Genomic DNA, 11,303 nt, shown 5'->3' on the forward strand with positions numbered 1-11,303 from the left:
CATGAACGAGAAGCCCTCTCTGCTTTCACGCGCAAGCGCAGAGATCGTCGATCTGCATCGCTTCTTCGTCGACTGGTTCGACAGGGCGAGCGCCGACAGGGTGGATTTCAGCCGCTTCGAACGCGTCATGGGTGACGGCTTCTGCATGGTCGCGCCGAGCGGGCAGGTCCTCGATCGTAAGGCGGTGCTCGATCATATCAAGGCAAGCCGCGCCACCTGTGACGGCGATTTCGCCATCTCGATCGAGGATATCCGGGCCGGCTGGCAGGCCGGCGACACGATCGTCATCAGCTACGTCGAGGCACAGCAGCGCGCCGGCAAGCACAGCCGTCGTCGCTCGAGCGCCGTTTTCACCACCAGTTCATCGGCGCCCAACGGCGTTGAATGGCGGCATCTGCATGAAACCTGGCTGCAGATGCCGGAAGGCTGAACAGGCTCAAGACATGAATTGAACCAGAGTCGTGTGACGAAAAGGGAACAACAATGACAAAGATGATACTTCTGATCACCACCGCGCTAGCTCTGCTGACGGCAGCAGGTGCAGCGCAAGCCGCCGATTGCAAGATCACCGTTGGCCTCGTCATGGAACTGACTGGCCCGGCCGGCGAATACGGCCAAGCCGGCGCCAAATCGGTCGAGATGGCCTTCCGCGATATCAACGCCGCCGGCGGCGTTCGCGGTTGCGATCTCGCGACCGACACGCGCGACAGCCAGAGCCAGGGCAACATTGCGGTCGACGCCGCGACCCAGCTTGTGCAGGTCAAGAAGGTGCCGGTGATCATCGGCGGCATCATCTCCTCGGTATCGATCCCGATCCTGACCTCGGTCACCGCTCCGGCCAAGATCGTCCAGGTGTCGCCCGCTTCCTCGTCGCCGACGCTGACGGCGCTCGGGCGCGACGGCAAGACCAACGGCATCTTCTTCCGTACCATCACCTCGGATGCGCTGCAGGGCGTCGCCGCCGCCAAATATGCCATCGACAAGGGCTTCAAGAAGCTGTCGGTCATCCACGTCAACAACGACTTCGGCGTCAACATGGTGGCCGAATTCTCGCGCGCCTATAAGGCGCTCGGCGGCACCATCGTCTCTGACACGCCTTACAATGAAAAGCAGTCGAGCTATGCCTCGGAAGTGACCGCGGCGATATCAGGCGAGCCGGACGGGCTTTATCTCGTCAGCACGCCTGTCGACGGCGCAACCATCGCCCGCACCTGGATTTCGCAAGGCGGCGTCCAGAAATTTCTGCTCAATGACGGCATGAACAGCCCGGACTTCATCGAATCCGTCGGCGCCGATTACCTGAAGGACGCCTATGGCACTTCGTCGGGCACCAGCCCGACCGCATCGACCGAATATTTCACCAAGAACTACAAGGAATTTTCCGGTATCGAACCATCGAACCCGGCAGCCGACCGGTCCTATGATGCCGGCGCCATCGTCGGGTTGGCCATAGCCATTGCTGGTTCCGAGGATCCGGCCAAGATCAAGGACGCGATCTACAAGGCGGTCGATCCGGCCGGCACGCCGATCTATGCCGGCAAGGACGAGTTCGCCAAGGCGCTCGGCCTGATCAAGGATGGCAAGCCGATCCGTTACGAAGGCGTCATCGGCCCGGTCGCATTCGACAAGTACGGCGACATCACCGGCCCGTTTCGCCTCTGGAAGATCGTCGACGGCAAGGTGACGACCGAGGGTGAGATGACCACGGATGACGTCAACGCCCTGCAGGCGAAGCTTCAGTAAGGCGCCTATGTCTTGTCCGGCATCATTTCACCAGGGTTGATGCCGGACACTTGCATCGTCCCGTTTGTTGCCCGGGCATGCGCCCGGTTGGAAACGAACACCGCTCTGGCCGCCGGCATTATCCAGGGACAGGCGCAATAATCGGCAATGCGGTTTATGACCCCGTCGATCGCTTCGATCCGAACCGGATGGGCTGGTTCCCAACCGCCTTCGCCGCGGTGGAGCACGAGCAGCACCGCTTCGCCATCGATCTCGCCAGTCACCATCTTCCAGGTCATTTGGGCGTTTTCATACTCGACAAAATAGGGCGATTCCAACAACTGGCCCTTGAAGCAATCCGCGACCCGCAATTGGGCATCGGCGCTGGTCAACGCCCGCACGCCATCCCAGTCACGGCGATTGAAAAGCTCGACATAGCGGTTGAGCAATTTTGAAAGCTCGGCATTGCGCTGGGACTCCGAACGGACGTCTGGTTCGTTTGGCAGCATCGCCAGCTTGGAGCGTCCACGGCTCAACGCCGCCTTGACGCCACCCACGGTCGAGCCGACGAGGCCGGCGATCTCTTCCAGCGAATAGTCGAATACATCCTTGAGCAGGACGCAGGCGCGTTCCTTGGGCGGCAGGTGGATCACCAGCCGTTCGATCGCGCGATCGGCGCCCTGGCCCGGCGGCTCGACCGGCAGGATGATTTCGTTTTCGACGAAATTGGCCTCCGCACGCTCGCGCGCTTGTCTGCTTCGCAGGAAATCGATGCAGCGATTATGCGCAATGCGAAACAGCCAAGGGCGAAGAGCGCTCGGATCGTCAAGCTTCTCGATCTTCCGATAGGCTTCGAACAGGGCCTCCTGCATGACGTCTTCGCCGTCGAGCGTCGAACCTGTCATGCGTGCACAGTAGCGGTGCAGCCATCCGCGCAAATGTGCGACCGTCTCCAGGAACGCGGCGTAGCGGACGTCAAAATGCCCGGTTGGATCGATTCTTGGCTGCATCTTCATGGTATCAATATCCAGAGACGGATCACCGTGGGATATAGGTCAGCGTGATGACGCCGTTCTTGAACCGGTGCGTGTTCACAAGCTCCAGCTTGACCAGGGACGGGTCGATATCCTGGAAAGCGCGTTTGCCATGGCCCACACGGGGTGGGCACGATGGAGAGCTGATACTCGTCGACAAGCTTGTTGGCGAGCAGCGTCTGGTCGAGATTGCTCACCCCGTATTTCAGTATGTCCCCGCCGGCCTGCTGCTTGATCCTAGCGATTTCGGCGGCGACATCACCCTCGATCAGCGACGCGTTCCAGCTCACGTCTTTGAGGCTGCGTGATGCGACAAGCTTCTTCAGCCCGTTCATGCGATCCATATACTTGCTACCCTTGACCTGCGGCCAGCGCGCCGAAAACATTTCATAGGTCACGCGACCGAGCAGGAAAAAAATCCGCCTCGCCAGCCTTTTGGTAAGAATGCTCCCTGGCTTCTTCGTCGAAGAAGGGCGAAGCCCAGTCCATTGGTGCTTCGATGACGCCGTCCAGCGAAATGAAGCTGCCCACGATCAATTTTCTCATTGCACGTCTCCGGTTGCGCAGCGGGCCTTCCCGTCATGATCGAGAACCGGCGAACGAAACGGTCCCTCGATCGTGACAAGGCACCCGATAGCTAAGACGTTCCCGGTTCGATTTTGGATACGCGCGTGAAGATCGTTTGACTAATACAGCGGCTTGGCCATGTGCCGGGGCGACGGCCATTCTGTCGTGATCCCGGGCTGCACCGGCCGCTCGAGATAGGTCGACAGAACCACGTAGCTTCGTGTCGAGGTGACGCCGGGCGTTTCGTAAAGCCGCGACAGCAGGCCTTCGAGCGCCCGAGTGTCCTCGGTGCGGACCTTGATCAGCATGCATGTGTCGCCGGCCACCGAATGAATCTCCTCGACTTCGGGGTGCTCGGAAATCGCCATCAGTTCGGGGGTCTTTCCCCAACCCTTGGTGTCGATGTGCACGAAAGCGAGCAACGGCTTGCGCACCGCCTTGGGATCGATGATCGCCGCGGTGTTGCGGATGGCGCCGCTGCGCCGAAGCCGCTTCACCCGTTCATGCGCTGCCGGCGGCGACAGGCCGACGCGATCACCGAGCTCGGCATAGCTGATCGTCGCGTCATCGACCAGAACGCCTAATATCTTTCGGTCGGTTGCGTCAACATCGCGGGCAGCAGGCCGGTTCTGCGGAACGCCATCTGTTTCTTCATCCATAATGAAGTTCCTTATTGATACAGAATTTAATACGGCCATTATGGCCATATGTCGAACAGTGATCAAGTCGCAACTTTGACGGCAAGGCCGCCTATCCCGGCGCTCGCTTATCTGCTGACCGGATGCATAGCCGTGATCGGCTCCAACTCGCTGGTCCTCGGTCCGATAGCACCGGCAGTGGCCGCGTCGTTTACGACGAGCGTGCCGGCCGTCATGATCGCGTCCGCTGCGTTCGGTCTTGGCACGTCGGCAAGCGCCTTGTTCCTGGCGCGCTATATAGATCGGCTCGGCGCCCGCGGCATGCTGCAAGGGGCGTTGCTGCTGCTGGCGATAGCACTTGTCTCCAGCGCTGCCGCGCCGACGGTAACAACGCTGGTTGCGGCCCAGCTTCTCGCCGGCATCGCTGCCGGTGTCGCCATGCCGGCAATCTATGCCAGCTCGGCAGCGATTGCGCCGCCTGGCCGCGAAAGCGGGACGATCGGCGTCGTGCTGACCGGATGGACCCTCAGCATGGTGGCCGGCGTCTCATTATCGGCGGTGCTTGCCGACCTCGTGCATTGGCGCGCTGTTTTTGCGGCGGTAGCGGTCCTTGCGGCGCTCGCATTGACCGGTCTTACGCTGACGTCGCTGAGCGATGTCAGGAAAAGCGGCCCGGCGCCGACGCCGCTCGGCGCTTTGGCCGTGCCCGGCATAGTGCCGCTTCTGGTCGCCTGCGGCGCCTTCATGACCGCCTTCTACGGTGTCTACGGCTATCTCGGCGATCACCTTCACAATGGCTTGGGACGGCCGGTCAGCGCCAACGGCTTGGCCGCGCTCGCCTACGGCGCCGGCTTCGGCATGGCGGCGCTTCTCGACGGCGTGATCGATCGCCTTGGCGCGCGACGCGTCATGCCGTTCGCCTATCTGCTCGTTGCGGTCGTCTATGTCGCGCTGGCCGCGGCAGGCGGCAGCTTCCATCTGACCATCGCGATGGTGGCGGCCTGGGGTCTTGCCAATCATTTTGGACTGAACGTCCTGGTGATGCGCCTCTCGGCGCTCGATCCGGCGCGGCGCGGCACGATCATGGGTCTGAACAGCGCCGTGACCTATCTCGCGGTGTTTGTCGGAACCACGGCCTTCGGACCGCTTTATTCCAGCTTTGGTTTTGCGGCATCGGCCGTGGTCGCAGCGTTGCTCATGCTGGTCGCGGCCTCAGCGGCGGTGTGGCGTTCGCCGCGGTCCGTGTAGTCGCGGAGCCACGCGGCTGATCGAGACGTTCAATCCCTAGGCGGTCAAGGTCTATGAGCGTCGGGGTTATCGGCCTTTCGGCGTGCTTCCCGATCTTCCCGTCGGCCGCGGCCGCGTCTTCCTGTAGAAGAATTGTCGGCTTGATTAGCCGGCGAGGCGTCCGCCGCGCATCGGCTGTGGCACACCAGTGGTGGTCGGGAAGCTGATCGGCAGGCCCCTGAGCACGCGAACCGCAAGGAAGGCAAAGCATTCCGCCTCCACCGCGTCACCCTTCCAGCCGAGCGCCTCCGCCGGCACGGCTTCGACACCGGCACGGCTGGCGAGCATGGCCATGATCGTCGGGTTGTGGCGGCCGCCACCGCTGACCACCAGCCGCTTCGGCCGGTGTGGCAGGAGGTCGAGCGCTTTGCCGACGGCGGCGGCGGTGAAGGCCGTCAGCAGTGCAGCGCCATCCTCAGCGCTCATCCCATCCGCCATGGCTGCGCCGAAGTCGAACCGGTCCAGCGACTTTGGATAGGGCTTGGCCAGATAGGGATGCTGCAAGAGCTTGGTCAGCCGCGCTTCGTCGACAGTGCCGGCGCGGGCCAGCGCGCCGTCGCGGTCCATTTCGCCGAGCCCTTTGGACTTGATGAAGTCGTTCAACGGCGCATTGGCCGGTCCGGTGTCGAAGGCAACGACATTGTCCTTGCCATCCCACCACGTGACGTTGGCGACGCCGCCGAGATTGAGAACGGCCGTGTCGCCGCTGGCGTCGGCATCGCGTAGCAGCGCGGCGTGATAGGCCGCGGACAGCGGCGCCCCTTGCCCGCCGGCGCGCATGTCGGCCGAGCGGAAGTCGTAGGCAATTTTTGTATCCAGGATGGCATGCATCAACTCGCCATCGCCGAGCTGGCGGGTCTGGCCGGGCCGGCCGACTTGCGGAGCACGATGCAGCACGGTCTGGCCATGGAAGCCGACGACCCCGATATCGGCCATCGTCAATCCATAGCTTTCGACCAGGTCCTTGACCGCCGCTGACTGGGCGCGCGTCAGCGCTTCTTCAGCTTCGCGAAAGATCGCCGGCTCCGGTCCGGTGAAATTCCACACCCTGGCCTGATCCAGCGTCTCCTCCAGCAGGGTCCGGATCGACCTGGGGTAGGGTGCCAGCGTGTAGGTGCCGAAATCCGCGATCCGCTCGCCATCGGTCTTGATCAGCGCGACGTCGATATTGCCGTCGAGGACGGTGCCGGTCATCAGGCCGACGGCCCAGATTGGCTGGTCACTTTTCGCAATCATGATTTGTTAGGCTCCATTGGCGAGATCGCCGACCGATTGGCGAAGCGATTCCGCTGTTGAATGATGTGTCGGATGGATCCGTTTGGCGAGCAAGGTCCATGCCTTGCCTTTGTCGAGGTCGATCCACAGTCCGATGCCGGTATAGCGGTATGCCCGACCGCCCCTGCACAGCCGGCCGCCGCCAGCCCTCATCCTCACACAGGCTTTTCGCCTATCGCCTTTCGCAGGAATCCTCCCGCATTGTCGAGGGCTTGCCGCGCCTCTTTGACGCTCATGCCGGTGATTGTCACCAGGATCGCCAGCTTCACGTCTTTGCCGGTCTGGTCGAGCGCCTGTCGTGCCTGCTGCGCTGTGCAGCCGGTGGTCTGCATCACGATCCCAACCGCCCTGGCGACGAGTTTCTTGTTGCTGGGATTAAGGTCGACCATCAGGTTCTGATAGCTCTTGCCGATCCGAATCATGCTGGCTGTCGTCAGCATGTTGAGAACCAGCTTTTGCGCGGTTCCCGACTTCAGCCGGGTCGAGCCGGCGAGAACCTCGGGGCCGACAAACGGAGAGATGGCAATGTCGGCAATGCCGGCAATGGTCGATCTGGGATTGCACGAGAGCGCCACTGTCGTCGCTCCCACCTGCTTTGCGTAGGTCAAACCGCCGATCACATAAGGCGTGCGGCCGCTGACCGCGATGCCGACCACCACATCGTCGGCGGTCAACTTGATGTCCTGCAGTGCCTTCATGCCTTGTTGCGGATCATCCTCGGCGCCTTCCGCAGCCCGCATCAGCGCTTTGGGGCCGCCCGCGATCAGGCCGAGCACCATGTCCTCGGGCACACCGAATGTCGGTGGACACTCCGAGGCGTCGAGAACTCCCAACCGGCCGCTCGTGCCGGCGCCGATGTAGACAAGCCGCGCGCCTTTTTGAAACGCACTAACGATCCGGTCTACCGCGGCAGCGATTTCCGGAATGACTTTCTCGACAGCGGCCGGAACGCCACTGTCCTCGTCATTGATCTTGCGCAGGATCTCGATGGTTGGCAGCAGGTCGATATCCATCGTCTTCGGGTTCCGGTCCTCGGAAACCAACCGTTCCAGCTCCGACATCAACTCCTGTTCGCTCATCCGCTTGCTTTCAAAGTTCTTACCGTCGGCAATAAGTAATGTGATGCGGCGCCAAGCGTCGACCAGTACCAGCATTGACGGACCTTCACTCGCTACAAACAAATGTTGACAAGACCGTCTGTTGTTGATCAACGTCAGCCATGAATTCGACGGACCGGGTGAGACGATGGACAACCTTGGAGCACAGGAACAGGCGGTTCTGGATCTCATCGCGGCGAACCCCTTCGCCGGCCAGCAGGACATAGCGACCGCGCTCGGCATTGCCCGCTCGACCGTCGCGGCCCACATCGTGCAGCTCGTCAACAAGGGCTACATTCTCGGCCGCGGCTATGTCTTGCCGGCCTCCAAGCGCATGATCTGCATCGGCGGCGCCGTCCTGGACCGCAAGTACCACGCCAAGAAGGATCTGATCTTCGGGACGTCGAACCCGGTCGACGGCTATCGCAGCTTCGGCGGCGTCGCCCGCAACGTCGCCGAGAACCTTGTCCGCCTCGGCGTCGACATAAGCTTCGTCTCGATTGTCGGCGACGACGAGACCGGCCGCTCGCTGGTACGGCATCTGCGCGACCTCGGCGCCGATGTCAGCCAGGTGATCACCACCACGGAGCGGCCGACGGCGGAATATGCAGCGATCCTCGACCTCAATAACGATCTCGTGCTCGGCATCGCCGACATGGAGATATTCGATCTGTTTTCGCCCTCCCATCTCGACCGCTTCTGGCCGCATCTGGCTTCGGCGACTTGGGTGTTCATCGACTGCAACCTGCCGGCCGCGACTATCGCAGCGCTGATGTCACGCAAGCAGGGCGCGCGCTTCAAGCTCGCCGTCGACACGGTCTCTTCGCCGAAATCGGCACGCCTGCCGAAGGACCTGACCGGCATCGACCTTTTGTTCACCAATCGCGACGAGGCCAACACGATGCTTGGCATCACGGATGCCGACAAGCGGCTGAAGCCGAAGGAGGCTGCTTCGGCGCTGCGCGCGGCCGGCGCCAGCGAGGTGATCGTGACCATGGGCGCGCATGGATTTGCGGTGGCGACCGACAATGGTGTGTCGACGATGCGCTCCGTGCCAGCCCGCGCCGTCGATATCACTGGCGCCGGCGACGCGATGATTGCCGGCACCTTGTACAAGGTGCTTTCGGGAGATTCCGTGCCCAACGCGGCCCGCACCGGGGCGCTGCTTGCCACGCTGACCACCGAGAGCGAATCCAGCGTTCATCCCGATCTGTCGCCGCGCCTCCTAACTGCCGGCATGTACCGCATTCCCGCCTGAAAGCGAGACGACCCTGAAAGCGAGACGACGATGACACCTTCCCTTCTTCACCTGAACGACGAAGTCGCGGCAGCACTTCAAGAAGGCCACGCAGTGGTGGCACTGGAATCGACGATCATCACCCACGGCATGCCCTATCCGGCCAATCTGGAGACCGCGCGCGGCGTCGAAACCGTGGTGCGCGAGAACGGTGCGATGCCCGCCACGATCGCGGTGATCGCCGGCAAGATCAAGGTCGGGCTTGACGACACTGAGCTGGAGCAGCTGGCAGCGGCAAAAGACGTGGTCAAGGCATCCGGGCGCGACCTCGCCGCCATCATGGTGGGCGGCGGCTCGGCCGGAACCACGGTCTCGGCGACGATGCGGATCGCTGCACTCGCCGGCATCGGCATTTTCGCGACGGGCGGCGTCGGCGGCGTGCATCGTGGCGCCGAGGCCACTTTCGATATCTCGGCCGACCTGACCGAACTCGGCCAGACCGGCACGACCGTCGTCTGCGCCGGCGTAAAATCGATCCTCGACATTGCAAAAACGCTGGAATATCTGGAGACACAACGCGTGCCGGTGATTGCCTATCAGAGCGACGATTTTCCGGCCTTCTACACGCGCTCCAGCGGACTGAAAGCCGATCACCGCCTCGATACGCCGGAGGATATTGCGGGGGCTATGCTGCTGCACGAGCAGATCGGCTCGGGCACCGGCATCCTCGTCGCCAATCCAATTCCGGAAGTGGATGCGCTCGATCCGGCCTTCATCGACGGCACGATCACGGCAGCGGTGGCCGAAGCCGGGACACGCGGCATCGGGCGCAAGGAGCTGACGCCGTTCCTGCTCGCCCGCATCAACGAGCTCTCGCAAGGCCGCAGCCTGAAGGCCAACATCGCGCTGGTCCGCAACAACGCCGCGCTCGCCGCTCGCATCGCAGTGGCGCATGCGCGGTTGAAGCCCGTGGGCGGTTAGACTCAGCACCCGGCCAGCGCTACCGGCCGTCGATTTCCAGCCTCATTGGGGCGGCACGTCACTTATGCTAGCCCCCGGTGAGAGGTCGAAGACCCGCCCGGTATTGAGGATATTGTTCGGATCGAACGCTGCTTTCAAGCGCCGCATGGCGGCGATCTCGGCATCGCTGCGCACCAGGTGCAGCCATTCCTTCTTGTCGAGGCCGATGCCATGTTCGGCCGAGACGCCTCCGCCGGCCGCAGCCACGCTGCGATAGATGATGTCATACGCCGCCGCCGGATCCAGGGTGCGAACCTGATAGTGCAGATTGCCATCGCCGAGGTGGCCAAAGACATAGATGTCGGCGTTGCGGTCGATGGCCTGGATCGCAGCTTCCGCTTCTTTCAGGAAAGTCCCCATCCGCGCCAACGGGATGCTGATGTCGACGCCGATCAGGCCTTTTATCGAAAACAGGAAGCGATTGGCGTCCTCTCGCACCGCCCAGAGTGCGCGGAATTCACGCGGTGACTGCGAGACGACCACGTCATCGATCATGCCGTCTTCAACCGCCTGCATCAGCACATCGGCAAAACGCTCGCCGTCGCGGTCGGGCTCGCTTCCCTGTATCTCGGCGAGCACATAGACCGGCGAGCCGACGGGCAGCGGCGCCGGCCCGTCCATGCCGGCGACCATGGCGCCGTAGAGCGGTGCGAAATTCACTTCATAGGCCGAGAGCAGGAGTCCAAGCCTCTGCCTGAGCAGGCCGAGCAGCGCGATCGCCGCGTCGAGCGAAGCAAGCGCGCAGAAGGCGTTGACCTCTGTGGAGGGCTTCGGGTGCAGCCGCAGGCAGGCGCGCGTGACGACGCCCAGCGTGCCTTCGCTGCCGATGAATAGCTGGTTGAGATCATAGCCGGAATTGTCCTTGGGCAAGCCCTTGAGCGACGTCAGGATGCTGCCGTCGGCAAGCACCGCTTCCAGCCCGAGCACCTGCGCGCGGTACATGCCGTAGCGCAGTACGCGGATACCGCCGGCATTGGTGGCGACATTGCCGCCGACCGTGGCCGTACCGCGCGCGCCGATGTCGACGCCGAACAGCAAGCCGGCCGCATCGGCCGCGTCCTGCACCATCTGCAGCGGCGCGCCGGCCTCGGCGACGATCGTCGCCGCCTCGCGGTCGGGAGCCGCGATCGCCGTCATGCGCTCCAGCGACAGCACCGCTTCGCCGGGCTGGATGCGAGCCGCACCGGCAAGCCCGGTCCGGCCGCCCTGGACGACAAGCCTTTGCCGGGCGTCGTTGCACAGGCTCAGTATGTCCGAGACCTCGCCGGCAGTGCGCGGACGCAGCACGAACTCCGGCGGTGCGCCGGCTTTGCCGTCGGGGTCTTCCTGGTAGCGTGGTCCGGCATCGTTGGCCGAGACGATCGCTGATCTGTCCAGCCGTTTTTCCAGCCGCGACAGGAGCTCGGCAACCTTCTGTGACATGGGG

General features: G+C 63.0%; 12 protein-coding genes. 5 read left to right on the forward strand and 7 right to left on the reverse strand.

Features of this window, described 5'->3' with window-relative positions; genetic code table 11:
* Position 1: 1 nt before the first annotated feature.
* Positions 2-430 carry a DUF4440 domain-containing protein gene (locus tag ACWTU7_RS14995; protein WP_095520816.1) on the forward strand — a complete coding sequence of 143 codons (429 nt, stop codon included), beginning with the start codon at positions 2-4 and terminating at the stop codon, positions 428-430.
* A 53-nt stretch (positions 431-483) separates the two neighbouring features.
* Complete coding sequence (locus ACWTU7_RS15000; protein WP_455838964.1) at positions 484-1,743, forward strand: ABC transporter substrate-binding protein; 1,260 nt, start codon at positions 484-486, stop codon at positions 1,741-1,743.
* A 5-nt stretch (positions 1,744-1,748) separates the two neighbouring features.
* Here the strand turns inward: ACWTU7_RS15000 and ACWTU7_RS15005 are convergent, their stop codons facing one another.
* The 4 genes from ACWTU7_RS15005 to ACWTU7_RS15020 form a co-directional block, all read right to left on the reverse strand.
* The gene (locus tag ACWTU7_RS15005) at positions 1,749-2,738 is read right to left on the reverse strand and encodes a sigma-70 family RNA polymerase sigma factor (RefSeq protein ID WP_455838965.1); all 990 of its coding nucleotides are present in this window, start codon (positions 2,736-2,738) and stop codon (positions 1,749-1,751) included.
* Complete coding sequence (locus ACWTU7_RS15010) at positions 2,735-3,154, reverse strand: dihydrofolate reductase family protein (protein WP_455838966.1); 420 nt, start codon at positions 3,152-3,154, stop codon at positions 2,735-2,737. The genes ACWTU7_RS15005 and ACWTU7_RS15010 overlap by 4 nt, the downstream gene beginning before the upstream one ends.
* Positions 3,144-3,302, reverse strand: coding sequence for a hypothetical protein (locus ACWTU7_RS15015; protein ID WP_455838967.1), 159 nt, complete (start codon positions 3,300-3,302; stop codon positions 3,144-3,146). The genes ACWTU7_RS15010 and ACWTU7_RS15015 overlap by 11 nt, the downstream gene beginning before the upstream one ends.
* Positions 3,303-3,442: 140 nt before the next feature.
* Positions 3,443-3,982, reverse strand: a complete 540-nt coding sequence (locus ACWTU7_RS15020; RefSeq protein WP_065008381.1) for an Lrp/AsnC family transcriptional regulator — start codon at positions 3,980-3,982, stop codon at positions 3,443-3,445.
* A gap of 48 nt (positions 3,983-4,030) precedes the next feature.
* On the opposite strand from ACWTU7_RS15020, the gene ACWTU7_RS15025 reads away from it, so the two are divergent.
* Complete coding sequence (locus ACWTU7_RS15025) at positions 4,031-5,209, forward strand: MFS transporter (protein WP_455838968.1); 1,179 nt, start codon at positions 4,031-4,033, stop codon at positions 5,207-5,209.
* A 144-nt stretch (positions 5,210-5,353) separates the two neighbouring features.
* Here ACWTU7_RS15025 and ACWTU7_RS15030 read toward each other — a convergent pair whose 3' ends face one another.
* Both ACWTU7_RS15030 and murQ read right to left on the reverse strand, forming a co-directional pair.
* Positions 5,354-6,484: an anhydro-N-acetylmuramic acid kinase gene (locus ACWTU7_RS15030; RefSeq protein ID WP_455838969.1), complete on the reverse strand. Its 1,131-nt coding sequence runs from the start codon at positions 6,482-6,484 to the stop codon at positions 5,354-5,356.
* 194 nt (positions 6,485-6,678) lie between these two features.
* On the reverse strand, positions 6,679-7,602 hold the full coding sequence (gene murQ / locus ACWTU7_RS15035) for an N-acetylmuramic acid 6-phosphate etherase (protein ID WP_455839035.1): 924 nt from the start codon (positions 7,600-7,602) through the stop codon (positions 6,679-6,681).
* 121 nt (positions 7,603-7,723) lie between these two features.
* Here murQ and ACWTU7_RS15040 point away from each other — a divergent pair, with 121 nt between their 5' ends.
* The gene (locus ACWTU7_RS15040; RefSeq protein WP_455838970.1) at positions 7,724-8,878 is read left to right on the forward strand and encodes a carbohydrate kinase; all 1,155 of its coding nucleotides are present in this window, start codon (positions 7,724-7,726) and stop codon (positions 8,876-8,878) included.
* 30 nt (positions 8,879-8,908) lie between these two features.
* A complete protein-coding gene (locus ACWTU7_RS15045; RefSeq protein ID WP_455838971.1) occupies positions 8,909-9,838 on the forward strand; it encodes a pseudouridine-5'-phosphate glycosidase in 930 nt (309 codons plus the stop codon).
* A 42-nt stretch (positions 9,839-9,880) separates the two neighbouring features.
* On the opposite strand, the gene ACWTU7_RS15050 is transcribed toward ACWTU7_RS15045, so the two are convergent.
* Positions 9,881-11,299, reverse strand: a complete 1,419-nt coding sequence (locus tag ACWTU7_RS15050) for an FAD-binding oxidoreductase (RefSeq protein ID WP_455838972.1) — start codon at positions 11,297-11,299, stop codon at positions 9,881-9,883.
* Positions 11,300-11,303 lie beyond the last annotated feature (4 nt).

It is taken from the genome of Mesorhizobium sp. BHscii, from assembly GCF_053848065.1.